The sequence below is a fragment of the Sphingomonas sp. MMS12-HWE2-04 genome, assembly GCF_044881185.1.
Classification (GTDB): Bacteria; Pseudomonadota; Alphaproteobacteria; order Sphingomonadales; family Sphingomonadaceae; genus Sphingomonas.
Genome location: NZ_CP173254.1, coordinates 3267633 through 3281816, shown reverse-complemented (window position 1 = coordinate 3281816; position 14184 = coordinate 3267633). Strand labels below are relative to the sequence as shown.

15 protein-coding genes and 1 tRNA gene are annotated in these 14184 nt (G+C 66.9%); 3 read left to right on the top strand and 13 right to left on the bottom strand.

All coding sequences use genetic code 11. The features are described from left to right. Window positions 1–2 precede the first annotated feature (2 nt). The 8 genes from AB2M62_RS15370 to plsY form a co-directional block, all read right to left on the bottom strand. The gene (locus AB2M62_RS15370; protein ID WP_404335146.1) at window positions 3–1550 is read right to left on the bottom strand and encodes a S10 family peptidase; all 1548 of its coding nucleotides are present in this window, start codon (window positions 1548–1550) and stop codon (window positions 3–5) included. Beyond that, window positions 1547–3055, bottom strand: coding sequence for a S10 family peptidase (locus AB2M62_RS15365; RefSeq protein WP_404335144.1), 1509 nt, complete (start codon window positions 3053–3055; stop codon window positions 1547–1549). Before AB2M62_RS15365 ends, AB2M62_RS15370 begins: the two co-directional genes overlap by 4 nt. Window positions 3056–3275: 220 nt before the next feature. Next, a tRNA-Lys gene (locus AB2M62_RS15360) sits at window positions 3276–3351 on the bottom strand. A gap of 14 nt (window positions 3352–3365) precedes the next feature. Further along, window positions 3366–3863, bottom strand: coding sequence for a 2-amino-4-hydroxy-6-hydroxymethyldihydropteridine diphosphokinase (gene folK / locus AB2M62_RS15355; RefSeq protein ID WP_404335142.1), 498 nt, complete (start codon window positions 3861–3863; stop codon window positions 3366–3368). An 84-nt stretch (window positions 3864–3947) separates the two neighbouring features. Continuing rightward, window positions 3948–5033, bottom strand: coding sequence for a dihydropteroate synthase (gene folP / locus AB2M62_RS15350; protein ID WP_404335140.1), 1086 nt, complete (start codon window positions 5031–5033; stop codon window positions 3948–3950). 31 nt (window positions 5034–5064) lie between these two features. Next, window positions 5065–6192 carry a site-specific DNA-methyltransferase gene (locus tag AB2M62_RS15345; protein ID WP_404335138.1) on the bottom strand — a complete coding sequence of 376 codons (1128 nt, stop codon included), beginning with the start codon at window positions 6190–6192 and terminating at the stop codon, window positions 5065–5067. 198 nt (window positions 6193–6390) lie between these two features. After that, complete coding sequence (gene dprA / locus AB2M62_RS15340) at window positions 6391–7500, bottom strand: DNA-processing protein DprA (RefSeq protein WP_404335136.1); 1110 nt, start codon at window positions 7498–7500, stop codon at window positions 6391–6393. Between the two features lie 7 nt (window positions 7501–7507). Then, complete coding sequence (plsY, locus tag AB2M62_RS15335) at window positions 7508–8020, bottom strand: glycerol-3-phosphate 1-O-acyltransferase PlsY (RefSeq protein ID WP_404339968.1); 513 nt, start codon at window positions 8018–8020, stop codon at window positions 7508–7510. Window positions 8021–8180: 160 nt separating this feature from the next. On the opposite strand from plsY, the gene murI reads away from it, so the two are divergent. Further along, window positions 8181–8975 carry a glutamate racemase gene (gene murI / locus AB2M62_RS15330; protein ID WP_404335134.1) on the top strand — a complete coding sequence of 265 codons (795 nt, stop codon included), beginning with the start codon at window positions 8181–8183 and terminating at the stop codon, window positions 8973–8975. A gap of 14 nt (window positions 8976–8989) precedes the next feature. On the opposite strand, the gene AB2M62_RS15325 is transcribed toward murI, so the two are convergent. Beyond that, the gene (locus AB2M62_RS15325; RefSeq protein WP_404335132.1) at window positions 8990–9148 is read right to left on the bottom strand and encodes a hypothetical protein; all 159 of its coding nucleotides are present in this window, start codon (window positions 9146–9148) and stop codon (window positions 8990–8992) included. Between the two features lie 310 nt (window positions 9149–9458). Here AB2M62_RS15325 and hemA point away from each other — a divergent pair, with 310 nt between their 5' ends. Beyond that, window positions 9459–10703 carry a 5-aminolevulinate synthase gene (gene hemA, locus AB2M62_RS15320; RefSeq protein WP_404335130.1) on the top strand — a complete coding sequence of 415 codons (1245 nt, stop codon included), beginning with the start codon at window positions 9459–9461 and terminating at the stop codon, window positions 10701–10703. Window positions 10704–10923: 220 nt separating this feature from the next. Here hemA and AB2M62_RS15315 read toward each other — a convergent pair whose 3' ends face one another. From AB2M62_RS15315 to AB2M62_RS15300, 4 genes are all read right to left on the bottom strand, one after another. Beyond that, a complete protein-coding gene (locus AB2M62_RS15315; protein WP_404335128.1) occupies window positions 10924–11589 on the bottom strand; it encodes a class I SAM-dependent methyltransferase in 666 nt (221 codons plus the stop codon). Then, window positions 11586–12830, bottom strand: coding sequence for a DUF3419 family protein (locus tag AB2M62_RS15310; protein WP_404335126.1), 1245 nt, complete (start codon window positions 12828–12830; stop codon window positions 11586–11588). Before AB2M62_RS15310 ends, AB2M62_RS15315 begins: the two co-directional genes overlap by 4 nt. Before the next feature lie 96 nt (window positions 12831–12926). Next, window positions 12927–13385: a hypothetical protein gene (locus AB2M62_RS15305; protein ID WP_404335124.1), complete on the bottom strand. Its 459-nt coding sequence runs from the start codon at window positions 13383–13385 to the stop codon at window positions 12927–12929. 54 nt (window positions 13386–13439) lie between these two features. Further along, the gene (locus AB2M62_RS15300; RefSeq protein ID WP_404335122.1) at window positions 13440–13688 is read right to left on the bottom strand and encodes a hypothetical protein; all 249 of its coding nucleotides are present in this window, start codon (window positions 13686–13688) and stop codon (window positions 13440–13442) included. Window positions 13689–13737: 49 nt separating this feature from the next. Here AB2M62_RS15300 and rpiB point away from each other — a divergent pair, with 49 nt between their 5' ends. Next, complete coding sequence (gene rpiB, locus AB2M62_RS15295; RefSeq protein ID WP_404335120.1) at window positions 13738–14184, top strand: ribose 5-phosphate isomerase B; 447 nt, start codon at window positions 13738–13740, stop codon at window positions 14182–14184.

The window sequence follows — 14184 nt, the reverse complement described above, 5'->3', positions numbered from 1 at the left end:
CGTCAGCGTGGTGGTGCGGCGCGATCATAAAAGGCGTCGAGATCGCGTTTCATCTGCGCAAGCGCATCGCCATCGACATAGGCCATGTGGCCGGTGGCGTAGTAGCCGAACCGGATGTTGCTGCGCAGGCCACCGGCAAGGCCCATGTGCGCCACGTCATATTCGGTCTGGAAGAACGGCGTGGCCATGTCGAACAGGCCGTTCATCGCCAGCACCTGCATGGTGGGATTGCCGCGCATCGCCGAGGCGAGATCGAGCGCGGTGTTGGGCGAGGACAGCGGCGACCCATAGCCAGGCGCGCGGTGATGCAAGTCCCAGGCGGGCTCGATCACTGCATTGTACAGTGCGCGATAGTGCAGATCCGAATGGAATCCGACCGTCGCCGAAAGATAGTCGCGATACGTCGCGACGAGGGCGCTGCTGACGCCCGCCGTCGCCGGATCGTTGGTCGCGGGATCGACCGCGACGCCTTCGTCGGCTTGCGAGGCGGCACCGACGAAGCGGCTGTCGAAGCGGCCGATGATCTCGCCTTTGTCGCGCAACAAGGCGCTGCGGAAGCGTTCCATGTCGATCCGCAGGTGGCTGGCCTTGATATAATCGACCGGCAGGCCGGTGTAGCGCGCGACCTGCTGCGCTACAGCTTCTTCCTCTTGCGCGGAAATGGTGTCGCCCTTGGCCAACGCGCGCGCATAGGGGCCGCCCGCGAAGGCGCGGACTTCGTCGAGGAACGGCGCCAGCGCGGCCGGCTTGTCGGGAACGCGATCGTGATACCAGGCGGTCGCGGCGAAGGTCGGCAGGATGCCGATGTCGCCCTGGTCGAGGCCGGGCAGCGTGTCCGAGAAATTGAGGATGGTCGACAGCAGGACGACGCCGTTGAGATCGATCCCCTGGTTGTGCAGCTTGAGCGCCAGCCCGGCGGCGCGGGTCGTGCCGTAGGATTCGCCGAACAGGAATTTCGGCGCGTTCCAGCGATCGTTGATCGTGATGTAGCGCGTGATCGCGCGGGTGAAGGCATCCAGGTCCTGGTCGACGCCCCAGAACCGCTTGGGATCGATGCCGTCCAGCGCGCGCGAATAGCCTGTGCCGACAGCATCAAGAAAGACGAGATCGGTCTTGTCGAGGATGCTCCCGGGATTGGGGCCGAAGCGATACGGCGCGGGTGTCATTGCGTGCGGCGCGTTCGCCGGCGCGCGCAACGGACCGAAGCCGCCGACATTGAGCCACAGGCTGGCCGAGCCGGGGCCGCCGTTGAACAGGAAGGTCAGCGGCCGCTGCTGCCCCTTCGGGCGGTCGGCGACATAGGCGACGTAGAACATGCTGGCGGTCGGATTGCCGGCGTCGTCGCGCAGCGTCAGCGTGCCGGCAGTGGTGCGATAGCGGATCGTGGCGCTGCCGATGCGGACTGTGCTGGCCACGCTGTTCTGGCGTTCCTCCGCGCTGGCCAGCCCGGCCTCGGGCGCTGCGCCTTGCGCGGCGGCGGTCGCGCCAAGGGTCGGCGCCAGTGCGAGCAGCACGCCCAGCGCGCCGAAGAGTGCGTTGCGGGGGATCATGGCCGTGCCTCCAGGGTGGTGGCGATCCAGGCGCGAATGTCGCGCGCGGTCGCGGCGCGCACCGCGCCGTCGAGATAGAGCATGTGCCCGGCGGGATAGTGCCGAAACGTCAGATTGGGCCGTATTGCCGGTCCCAGACGCATATGCGCGAGGTCATATTCGGTGCCGAAGAACGGCGTGCCCAAATCATAATAGCCGTTGAGCGACAGCACGCGCAGCGTCGGGTCCTCGTGCATCGCTGCGGAAAGGTCGAATTCCATCGCGGGCGAGGTCAGCCTGTCGCTCATGCCGGGCGCGGCATGGCTCCAGTCCCAGCGGTTGGGCAGGCCGGGCACGGTGGCACGATAGGGTTCGGTCGAACGGTAGCCGAGTTCCTGCGTCAGATAGGCGAGGTTGGCCGCCGGGAAGACGTTGGCGACCACCGTGTCGGCGGGATCGAACGACGGCGATTGCGCGGCGGCATCGGTATCCTCGGCACTCGCGCGCGTATCGTAGATGCCGACCGCACGACCGCCGCCGAGCAGCAGCTTGGCGAACTGCCCGACATCGATGCGCAGCCCGGTGCGGCGCAGATCGTCGGGCGAGAGGCCGGTGAACGCCGCGAGCTTGGCGCGGATCGCGGCTTCGCGTTCGGCGGGCAAGCGGTCGCCGAGCTGGAGCGCATCGGCATAGTCGCCACCGGCAAAATCGCGCGCCTGCTGGACGAACGTGGGCAGATCGGGCGCGTCGCGCCCGGCGCGGTGGTGATACCAGGCGGTGGCTGCCATCGTCGGCAGCGTGTTGAGGAAGCCGCGGTCGATGCCGGGGTGGTAGCTCGAGAAGTTCAGGATCGACGACAGCAGGATCACCCCGTTCGGGCTGGCGCCGCGGCGCTGCAGCACGTGCGCCAGCGCGGCGGCGCGGGTCGCACCGTAGGATTCGCCGAGGATGAACTTGGGCGATGCCCAGCGGTCGTTCTGCGTCAGATAGGTCGCGATGAAATCGGCGAAGGATTCGAGATCGGGATCGACGCCGGAAAACGCGTTGGCGTCGGTGCCCTCGCGGACGCGCGAAATGCCGGTGCCGACCGCATCGATGAACACCAGATCGGTGGTGTCGAGCAGCGTCTCGGCATTGTCGACGATATGGAACGGTGCGGCCGGGGTCGGCTGCGGGCTGCGCGTCTCGAGCCGCCGCGGGCCGAACGAGCCGAGATCGAGCCACAGGCTGGCCGAGCCCGGGCCACCGTTGAACAGGAAGGTGATCGGGCGGTTCTGGCCGGGGTGGCTCGTATAGGCGACATAGGACATGTCGGCCTGGGCGCCCGTCGCCAGTTTGACCGGCATTGTCCCGACGGTCGCGCTATAGTCCAGGCGTTGGCCGTGCACCTGGACGCCATGACGCGTCACCACCGGCGTGGCCGAAGTCTCCGCGGCAGGGGCTGGGCTCGTGCTGCGCTGCTGCGCACCGGCGCCGGCAGCACAACCGAGCATCGCCAGAAAAACAAGGAAGGTTCGAGCGTTCACCGGCAGCTCCATTCGCAGACGCAGCATAGTGGCATAATTAACGCGTTAATCAACCCGGTTCGCGAAGTGGACATCCTCTCTGTTTGTTCGCCCGCTTGGCGCGAGAGTTCCCAGGCCTTTAGAGCCTTGCGACAAGGAGCTGGCCAGGAAGAAATCAAGGCACACAGAGAGCGCATACTGGGTACGCTTGACCCAGTCGCTGTGCGGCGGTGTTCGAAAGTGGTGGGTCCGATGGGATTCGAACCCATGACCTCTCGATTAAAAGTCGCTTGCTCTACCGACTGAGCTACGGACCCACGCAGCGGCTCCCCTACGCATGGCGGCGGGACCGGTCAACCGGGCCAGCACGCTTGCCGAGCCGCGCGGCGAGCTGGCGGATCGTCAGTCCGGTCACCGGATCGCGCCAGTCCGCTGCGACCGCGCGTAGCGGATCCAGCACGAAGTTGCGCTTCCGGAACAGGATGTGGGGGACGGTGAGTCTCCGGCTGTTCCACGCGCCCTCCGACCACAGCACGATGTCGAGATCGATCACCCGCGCCGCCCAGTTGCGCCCGCGCCGCCGCCCGAAAGCACGCTCGATCGCTTTGAGGCGCTCAAGCAGCGCATCGGGCGCCTCGTCGGTCTCGACGATCGCCACGGCGTTGACGAAGCGGCGCCTGGACGGGCCTAGCGGCGCGGTGCGTAACACCGGCGAGACGGCTCGCACGGCTCCGAGCGCCGCGAGTGCAGCGGCGAGTTCGGCCTCGGGGCGGCCGTGGCGCCCGGGGCGATTGGATCCGAGTGCGATCGCATAGCGTGTCGTTGCCACCCGCTGCGCCCTATCGCGCTGCCGTGCCCGCGCCAAGCCTCGGTCCTTCCAGCTGCCGCTCGGACTTAGGCAGGTGGGCCAGCGCTAGCGGCCGACCAGCGCGACGTCGCGCAGCCCGCGCCATACGCGCACCGCCTGCGCGGTCTCGAATACGTCGTGCACGCGGATCAGTTGTACGCCAAGATCGGCGCCCTTGAGCGCGAGCGTGAGCGATCCGCCGAGGCGCTCGCTCGCAGGTGCCTCGTTCGAGAGCGCGCCGACCATCCGTTTGCGGCTGGCGCCGAGCACGATCGCGCTGCCGATCCCGTGGAACAGCGCCAGGCCGTTGAGCAGCGCGCAATTCTCTTGGAGCGACTTGCCGAAGCCGATGCCCGGATCGATCAGGATCCGTGACCGGTCGACGCCGGCGGCGACAACGGCGTCGACACGCTTTTCGAGCCAGTTATAGACGTCGAACAGCACGTGTTGGTAGCCGCCCTCGCCATGGCCGCCCGCCTCCGGATCGGGCGAATGCATCAGCACCACCGGGCACTGTGCCTTTGCCACCACGTCGAGCGCGCGCGGATCGTAGAGCAGCGCGGCAACGTCGTTGACGACATGCGCGCCCGCCGCGAGCGCGGCTTCCATCACGCCGGCGCGGCGCGTGTCGATCGAGACCGCGGTGCCGCTGCGGGCCAGCTGCTCGATCACCGGCACCACTCGGGCGATCTCGTCGCCTTCCCACACTTCGGCGGCACCCGGCCGTGTCGATTCGCCGCCGACATCGATGATCGCCGCACCGTGCACGCCCATGTCGAACCCCGCCTGAGCAGCGGCGGCGGGATCGTCGAGGTGGCGGCCGCCGTCCGAGAAACTGTCCGGCGTCATGTTGAGGATGCCCATCACCTGCGGCTGATCGAGCCGCACCACCCGTTCGCCGAGCTGGAGTGCGCCCCGGGGTGCCGTCACCCGCGCCGCGATCGCGGCGAGGCGCGGGTCGTCGGGCAGCGCTGCGACGGGCAGATGGTGCCGGGTGATGCTGGCGCCTTCGACGACGCTCAGCTCCCAGGCGGCGAACCAGAGCAGGCCGCCCGCCAGCCGCGCGACGGCGCCGTCGGGGTGGCCGATCGGGCTGTCGACGAACTGGGTCGGGCGGAGATAGAGACGGGCGGAGGCGGGGAGGGCAATCATCGCGCCCTCATGGCATTCCCGCCGCGTGGCGTCACGGCTGGGTTGCGAGCAGATAGGTCTGGCGCAGCGCGTCGATTGGCTTGAGGCTGCCCTCGGTTTCGAAATGCCAATAGGTCCAGCCGTTGCACGACGGCGCATTTTGCAGCGTCGCACCGACCTTGTGGATCGAGCCGCTGGTGTCGCCGCATTTGAGCGAGCCGTCGGCGCCGACCAGCGCAATGTGGCGGCGCTTGGCGTCGAACAGCGGGGTGCCCGCGGCAAGGAAGCCGTTCTCGACCAGCTGGCCGAAGGCGACGCGTGGTGCGGCCTTGGGGGCCTGCATCGTCGTCAGTGCGCTTTCGTCGAGTGGCAGCGCGGCTTCGATCCGCTCGAGCGCGGCGGCGCAGTAATTGGGTTCGCGCTCGATGCCGATCCAGCGCCGGCCAAGCCGCTTGGCGACCGCGCCGGTGGTGCCGGTGCCGAAAAAGGGATCGAGCACGACATCGCCCTTCTTGGTCGCGGCAAGCAGGATCCGATACAGCAGCGCCTCGGGCTTCTGCGTCGGGTGGACCTTGTACCCGTCCTTCTTCAGCCGCTCCTGGCCGCCGCAGATCGGGAATTCCCAGTCCGATCGCATCTGCAACTCGTCGTTGAGCGTCTTCATCGAGCGATAGTTGAAGGTGTATTTCGCCTTCTCGCCGGTCGATGCCCAGATCAGCGTCTCGTGCGCGTTGGTGAAGCGTGTGCCCTTGAAATTGGGCATCGGATTGGCCTTGCGCCAGATGATGTCGTTGAGGATCCAGAAGCCCAGGTCCTGGATCGCCGAACCCACCTTGAAGATGTTGTGATAGCTGCCGATCACCCAGATCGAGCCGTCGTCCTTGAGGATGCGGCGCGCCTCGGCCAGCCACTCGCGGGTGAACTTGTCATAGGCCGAGAGGCTGTCGAACTTGTCCCATTCGTCGGTGACGGCGTCGACATGGCTGCCATCGGGGCGATTGAGATCGCCGCCGAGCTGGAGATTGTAGGGCGGATCGGCGAAGATCATGTCGATCGACTTGGCCGGCAGCGAGCGCATCGCCGCGATGCAGTCGCTCATCAGGATGCTGTCGAGCGGGAGTGCTACGTCCGCCGGCTTTGCGGCGCGCGCGCTTCCCTTGACCTTTTCCAGCACCCCCATTTGCATTCACTCCCTTGCCCAGAACGGCCGTATTCGTTCGGCGCGGAGTCCGCCGTCAAGCGAACAATGGTTAACGGAAATGCCTGCAAAACCGTAAAGATGGCGGAACATTCTGGCATCGGCCCAGATGTTGAGTCGCAAAGTTATCCACAGGCCCAAGTGCTGGTGGTGTGGCGAAAAAACTCAGCCGCAAAAAGCTCAGGCGCAACGCTCAGACAGGCTGACACGCGCGCCGGCATGGCGCTCGAGCCGGCCGGCAAGCTCGAGTTCGAGCAGCACGGTCTGCACAATCGCCGGCGCCAGACCCACCTGGCGGAGCAGTTCGTCGACGCTGACGGGCACCGGTCCGAGCAGTGCAGTAACTCGGACGCGGTCCGAATCGCTGGCGTCCTCGGGCGGCGCGCCGGACCAGGTGCTGCCCGGCGCGCGGACCGAGCGCGGATCGATCGGGCGGACCGCCTCGAGGATGTCGTCGACCGACTGGACCAGCGTCGCGCCCTCACGGATCAGCAGGTTGCAGCCCTGCGCGCGCGGATCGAGCGGCGAGCCTGGCACTGCCATCACCTCGCGCCCCGCTTCGGCGGCGATTCGCGCGGTGATCAGCGATCCCGATCGTGGCGCCGCCTCGACGACGACCGTGCCGGTGGCGAGTCCGGCGATGATCCGGTTGCGCGACGGGAAGAAGCGCGCGAGCGGCTCGGTGCCCGGCGGCTGTTCGGCGATCAGCAGGCCTTCGCGGGCGACGCGCTCCTGCAGATCGGCGTTTTCGGGCGGGAAGACGATATCGATCCCGCTGGCGATCACGCCGACGGTACCGCGCTGAATCGAGCCGATATGCGCAGCGGTGTCGATCCCGCGCGCGAGGCCCGAGACCACCGTGACGCCCGCCTCGGCCAGCCCCAGCGCGAGCTGGCGCGCGAAGCGGCACGCCGCTGCCGAGGCGTTGCGCGCGCCGACCATCGCCACGCAAGGCCGCGCGAGCAACCCGGTGCCGCCGCGGACGATCAACGCGGGCGGCGCGCTGTCGAGTTCGGCGAGGAGCGGCGGATAGTCGAGGTCGCCGAGAAACAGATAACGCGCGCCGAACCGCTCGACTGCGGCGATCTCGCGCCGCACCGCGCCAGCGTCGGCAATCACCGGCGCACGCCCGCCGCCCCGCGCGGCAAGCATCGGCAACGCATCGAGCGCGGCTTCCGCCCCGCCGAAGCGCGCGATCAGATGGGCATAGGTAATCGGACCGACATTGGCCGAACGCAACAGCCGCAGCCGCGCCTCGCGCGGATCGACTGTTGCGCCCGCCCGAGTCATGCCCGCGTCATTCGCGCTTCTTGCCGATGCGCGGCTCGGTGCCGCTCAGCAGCCGGTCGATATTGTCGCGATGCTTCCACAGCACGATCAGCGCGAGCGCGAGCAGCATCAGCACCAGATCGATCCGCCCGAAAAAGGCAGCGCTGACCGGCGCGCTGATCGCCGCGCTCATGCCCGCGAGCGACGAGACGCGCAGGATGCCGAGCAATCCCAGCCACACCGCGGCATAGACCAGCCCCGAAGGCCAATGCAGTGCGACGACGATCCCCATCAAGGTCGCCACGCCCTTGCCGCCATGGAATTTGAGCCAGACCGGATAGCAATGGCCGATGAACGCGCCGAGCCCGGCGAGCACCGCAGTGCCCGGGAACAGCGAGCCGGCCAGCAGCACTGCCGCCGCGCCCTTGGCAAGATCGAGCAGCAGCGTGGCTGCGGCCAGCCCCTTGCGGCCGGTGCGCAGCACATTGGTCGCGCCAATATTGCCCGAGCCGATTTGGCGCAGGTCGCCGGCGCCGGCCATCCGGGTCAGGATCACGCCGAAGGGAATCGAGCCCAGCAGATAGCCGAGCACGATCGCCGCCCCTGCACTCGCCCAAGGTAAATCGTTCAACGCCAAGACCCCCTGTTGCGCCCAAGCTAGGGTGTCCGGTAGGCGGGCGCAACAATCTGGATGCCCGCTCGTGCCCGACCATCGCCCCATCCTGTTCTTCAATTCCGGCGTCGGCGGACTGTCGGTGCTCGCGCCCACCGCGGCGCTGCTACCCCAGGCGCCGCTGGTCTATGTCGCCGATTCAGCGGGCTTTCCCTATGGCACCCGCAGCGAGGCGGAGATCGCCGCGCGCGTCCCCGCTTTGCTCGGCCGGCTGGCCGAGCGCTATGATCCGCGGCTGATCGTCATCGCCTGCAATACCGCGTCGACGATCGCGCTCCAGCATGTCCGCGCCGCGCTCGACGTGCCGATCGTCGGCACCGTGCCGGCGATCAAGCCCGCCGCGGAAATGAGCCGCACCCGCGTGATCGGCGTGCTCGGCACCGAGGCGACGGTGCGCCAGCCCTATGTCGACGATCTCGCCGCGCGTTTTGCCAGCGATTGCGTGGTGCTGCGCCACGGATCGGCCGGGCTGGTCTCGCTCGCCGAAGCTGCGCTGGGCGGAACCCCGCCGGCCCCGGGCGCGGTGGCGCACGAGCTTGCCGGGCTGCGTGGCCAGCCGGACGGTCACGGCATCGACGTGATTGTCAATGCATGCACCCATTTCCCGCTATTGACGGCCGAACTCTGCGCCGCTGCGCCGGGCGTGCGCTTCGTCGATGGCGGGCCGGGGATTGCCAGGCGCGTTGCGCACCTCACCCAGGGCCAGTCCTGGCCGGAGTCGCCGATGGTGGGGAAGGGCGTATTCACCCAGCGCAGCGCGCGGACCGATGCTCTGGCGCCCGCGCTGGCGCGCTTTGGCTTGACGGAAATCAAGTCGCTCTGAAGTGCGCCGCGGAATCAGGCGGCGGTGCTCACCGCCAGATCGCGAAGCTTCGCCAAATAGCGCTCGGCCATTTCCTGATGCACGCGTCGCGCCGTCGTGTCATCTGCGCGCTTCGCATGATCGCGCTCCTGCTGTTCGCGTCGCGCATAATATTCATAGTCGCGATTCATCATTGTTCCGCTCCAGTCATAAGCGAGAGACAAGTCTCTCGGTTAGAGCTTGCTTGCCGAGTCGCCCACGATGTTATCCACATACCACATCGTTCGGGTGACGCGTCTAACACCGATCATGTTTTTGCGACGAGCTGAGTAAGGTAGCGTTACCTTTATCGTGAGAATGGACAATTTGCGCGGCCGGGCGATTTGCAGACGCGGAACCATCGCGAGTTTGACCGGGATCAAATAGGGATTGCGGCGCCTCAGGCACATTGCGGATATGTCTAGTGCTGGAATTCAAAGATTTTTGGGGGTAGTGAATTGCGCCATGGAGAGCACGGACAGCCCCGCGCCCGCGGTCGATTACACGCGGGTCTTCTCGTCGGCGATCGACCGACTGCATGCCGAGGGGCGCTACCGCGTCTTCATCGATATTCTTCGCAATCGCGGGACCTTTCCCAATGCGCGCTGCTTCGCCGGGCATAACGGGCCCAAGCCGATCACCGTCTGGTGCTCGAACGACTATCTTGCGATGGGCCAGCATCCCAAGGTGATCGCCGCGATGGAGGAGGCCCTCCACGACGTCGGCGCCGGCTCGGGCGGCACGCGCAATATCGGCGGCAATACCCACTACCATATCGAGCTGGAGCATGAGCTTGCCGATCTCCACGGCAAGCAGGGCGCGCTATTGTTCACGTCGGGCTATGTCTCGAACGAGGCGACGCTGTCGACGCTCGCCAAGCTGATGCCGGGGTGCATCGTCTATTCGGACGAACTGAACCACGCCTCGATGATCGCCGGCATCCGCAATTCGGGCTGCGAGAAGCGGGTGTTCCGCCACAATGATCTCGCGCATCTCGAGGAATTGCTCGCCGGCGACGATCCCTCGGCGCCCAAGCTGATCGCGTTCGAGAGCGTCTATTCGATGGACGCCGATGTCGCGCCGATCGCCGAGATCTGCGACCTCGCCGACAAATATAATGCGCTGACCTATCTCGACGAAGTCCATGCTGTCGGCATGTACGGCGCGCGCGGCGGCGGCATTTCGGAGCGCGACGGCGTCGCCGATCGGATCACGATCATCGAAGGCACGCTGGGCAAGGCGTTCGGGGTGATGGGCGGCTATATCACTGCCGACCAGATGATCATCGACGTGATCCGCAGCTATGCGCCCGGGTTCATCTTCACCACCTCGCTGTCGCCGGTGCTGGTCGCCGGGGCGCTGGCCAGCGTCAAGCATCTCAAGGGCTCGACCGAGGAGCGCGCGGGCCAGCAGGCCTCTGCCGCGATGCTCAAGGCGAGGATGGCCGATGCCGGGCTGCCGGTGATGAACTCGACCACGCACATCGTGCCGCTGATGGTCGGCGATCCGGTCAAGGCCAAGAAGATCAGCGACATCCTGCTCGCCGAATATGGCGTCTACGTTCAGCCGATCAACTATCCCACCGTGCCGCGCGGTACCGAGCGGCTGCGCTTCACCCCCGGACCCGCGCACGACGAAGGCATGATGCGCGAGCTGGTCGATGCGCTGAGCGAGATCTGGGGCCGGCTGGAACTGCGCAAGGCGGCCTGAGCCGGCTCAGGCGATCGCAATCGTGGCGTCGTGCCCGGCACGGGCAGCGCGTCGCCGAAGCGGACGACTTGGCGCGTGGCGTATCCGTTTCGCCTGGCTCGCGCCTCACCTCGACAATTCTCGCGGCTGCATCCACCAGCCAGTAATGCGGGACGCCGGCACGGCCGCACCTGCGCGTTGATGCCGCAGAAGCTGTCGCATCGTGCCGCGCGCTGCAATTCTAGTCCCGCCGCAGCGCTGCACTCCAGGCATAGCCGCGCAGTAGCGGCGTGAACTCGGTAGCCAGGCCCTCGGCGGCGGCCACGCGCTCCAGCACCGCGGGGAGGTCGGCGCGCGGGAAGACGTGGAAATCGTTGAGCGACTTGAAATGGAGCCGCCTGGCCAGCGCCGGCAGGCGCTCATATTGGCCGAAATCGACGATGTGCAGGCTGCCGCCCGGCGCCAGGCTCGCCGCGCCGAGCGCGATCGCTTCCTGCCAGGGCGGGATCATCGACAGCGTATAGCTCATGAACACCCGGTCGACGCACTCGAGTCCGAACAGCGCCTTGATGTCGAAGCTGCCGGCATCGCCCTGCGCGAGCGTGATCCGGTCCGCGAAGCCGGCGCGGGCGACCGATTTGCGTGCGGTCTCGAGCATCGCCTCGCTGATGTCGAAGCCATAAAAGCGCGCCTGGGGATAGCGCTTCGCCGCGACGATCAGGTTGCGCGCGGTGCCGCAGCCGACTTCGAGCACCGTGCCGCCCGGCGGCGGCGCGAGCCGCGCGATCAGCCGGTCGCGGCCGAACAGATAGAATTTGCGAGTGAAATCGTAAAAGTGGCGATGGAGCGCATAGACCGAGTCCATCGCCTGCTTTTGATCGTGATCGACTGCCGCGACGCCGCTCATGCGTGCGGCTTCAGCGTCCAGAGATGCGTTGCGCCATAGACCGAGGAACGGTCACGCCGCGTCCAGTCGTCGCGCTTGGCCTGCGGGGCATAATCCCATTGGCCGAGCAGGTCGTCCGGGATGTGACCCCTGACCACATCGGGCGCCGCGGCCGTGCGATAGAGCACGCGCGCGCCGGGCTTGGCGGTGCGGGTGATCTCGGTCCAGATGCGGGTAAGCTGGGCGTCGGTCATCCAGTCCTGCGCGTCGAGCAGGACATAGCGATCGAGCGACTGGGCCGGCATGCTCTCGAGATAATCGGCATAGTTGGTGTGGCGGATCTCGACGCGATCGGCGCGTTCGCGCACCATCTCGAAGTTCTTCGCCTGCAGATAGGGCGGCAGCGGCGCGTCGGCCTGCTTGCCATAGCCGCGGCCGAACGCCTGCCAGGCGTAGAAATTGTCCTTGATGTCGAAATCGCAGGCGAGCTTGCGCAGCCGGCTGCGCAGTGCGCCGGTGATCCCCGCCTGATCGTCGATCTTGAGCAGGTCGTATTGCGCCGGCGGGATGCCGAAGCCGAACAGCGCGGCGGGCTGGTCGACCAGCCAGCGCAGGAACTTCTTCTCGAAGAACGGGGCGTAGCGCGTGTCGAAGATGCGGCGCTGCTCTTCGATCGACTGCGCCTTGAGGATCTCGCCCGGATCGATGCCGTAACGCCGCGCCAGCCAATGCGCGAAGCCGATCAGCCGGCCGAGCAGCCCCTGGCGATAGAAGCCGGTGGCGAAGCCTTCGATGCGGCGCTTGCCGCCGGGGCCGCGGCTATCCCAATAGGCGCGCGACGTCTCGTCCAGATGCGGGCGCAGCCAGGTCTTGTACGCCTCGACATTGGCGGCCTGATCGGCCTGGCCGAAGAAGCGGTGGAACGCGGCCTGATCGGCCAGGCGCAGCGCCGCGGTCTTCTTGAGATTGTTGAGCGCGATATGCGCGGGATTGAGGTCGACCGCGGTGATCGCCTTGGGGTCGGCAGTCAGATAGGAGAAGACGTTGCATCCGCCCGACGCGATCGCGACGACGTGGCAATCGGGGGTGATCTCCAGCGCCTCCATGTCGATCTCGGGATCCTCCCAGATCTGCGCATAGACAAGGCCGCGAAACGCGAAGGTGAAGGCGCGTTCGAGAATGCCTTCCTTGCTGAGATGTTCATGGCGATGCACCGCGCCGCGCACGGCGCCATTCTTCGGCGTCTTGGCAAGTGAACCCATGGCCGGCTCCCGGTGTCCTCGCGGCAAAGTGCCAGCGTCGCCGGAAGCCTAGCTCGCGCTTGTGACAACTCGGTGTCACAAGCGCGAGGCCCGCGATCAATCGCGGCAATAGCCCTCGCCAGACTTGACGGTGAGGCAGTCCTTCTTGCCGGCGAGATATTTGAGCCCGGTGGCATCGCCATTGCTGGCGCGCAGCGTCTGCGCACCGTCGGGGCGGCTGAACAGGATGCCGTCGTCCGAGCCGGCGCCTTCGAACGTGCCTTTGTCGTCCAGCGTATATTGCATCTCGAGCTTGTAGCGGCCGCGGCCGTCGCCCTTCGAGATCACGAGATAGGTGCCCTCGACACCCTTCCAGCGGCCCAGCCAGGCGTCGCGATCGGCAGGCGCCGCGACGTTGCTCACAGCGTCGCCGACAGCGTTGGCGCTGTCCTCCACGGCGTTGGCGACCGCGGCGCCGGCGGTTTCAGTGGCATTGCCGGTATCCTGGGCCGCCTGATCGGCGGTGTTGCAGGCGGCCAGGCCGAGGACGATCGGTGCGAGGAGCGCAAGGCGCATATTAGTCTCCTGAAAGCGCCGACGCGGCGCAAATGGGTGAAGGTGCGGGGGGTATCAGCGCGTCTCGTTGTCGATCGCATTGCCGATCCGTTCGGCGCGGTCGCCGACATCATCGGCGGTATTGTCGATCGCGCGACCGGCATCGTCTGCGGCGCGGTCGATCGTCCGGCCGGCGTCGTTTGCGGCGTTCTCCAGCGAGTCGCCGGTGCGGTCGAGCGAATTGTTGAGATCGTCCTGGGCGCCCTGCGAACAGGCGCCGAGGAGCATCAGTGCGGGGGCAAGGGCAAGAATCTGTCTACGCATGTGTCTCTCCAACTAGCCAGCGCGGCGTGTCCGCAGTAGGGAGCGCGCCATGTCGCACCGCATCGCCATCGCCTCGGATCATGCCGCTTTCGGGATGAAGTCCGAACTCACTGATTGGTTGCGTGCCGAGGGGCACGACGTGCTCGATCTCGGTACCAACGGACCGCAGAGCGTCGACTATCCCGATTATGGCTTCAAGCTTGGCCAGGCGATCGCCAACGGCGACGCGGCATTCGGGGTTGCACTGTGCGGATCGGGAATCGGCATCTCGATCGCCGTCAACCGCATTGCCGCCGCCCGCTGCGCGCTCGTTTCCGAGCCACTCTCGGCCAGCCTTGCGCGCCAGCACAACGATGCCAATGTCGTAGCGCTCGGCGCACGGCTGGTCGGCATCGAGATGGCCAAGGCCTGCATCACCGCTTTCCTAGAGACCGAGTTCCTCGGCGATCGGCACCAGCGCCGGGTCGAGAAGCTCAGCAACCCGCAAGGAGCCTGA